1 protein-coding gene is annotated in these 350 nt (G+C 53.1%); it reads left to right on the top strand.

Annotated features, from left to right (window positions below; genetic code table 11):
* On the top strand, window positions 1-350 hold a 350-nt coding region (locus FN960_RS23660), incomplete at both ends, for a molybdopterin-dependent oxidoreductase (protein WP_143850781.1).

The raw sequence follows: 350 nt of genomic DNA, 5'->3' as shown, positions 1-350 counted from the left end.
CGCCAATACGAAACTGGTCGTTATGTTCGGAAATAACCCGGCAGAAACGCGGATGAGCGGCGGTGGTGTCACTTACTACGTCGAGCAAGCCCGCGAACGTTCAAACGCACGCATGATCGTCATCGATCCACGTTATAACGACACTGCTGCCGGGCGTGAAGATGAATGGCTGCCCATTCGCCCTGGCACCGATGGCGCACTGGCCTGTGCGATTGCCTGGGTACTGATTACTGAAAACATGGTCGATCAGCCATTTCTCGACAAATATTGTGTTGGTTACGATGAAAAAACGCTGCCCGCCAACGCACCACGTAACGCGCATTATAAAGCCTATATTCTGGGAGAAGGGC

Source organism: Alkalicoccobacillus porphyridii (assembly GCF_007293315.1).
GTDB classification, from domain to species: domain Bacteria; phylum Bacillota; class Bacilli; order Bacillales; family Bacillaceae_D; genus Alkalicoccobacillus; species Alkalicoccobacillus porphyridii.
The sequence above is the reverse complement of the archived record's forward strand: the minus strand, read 5'-3'. Positions and strand labels throughout refer to the sequence as shown.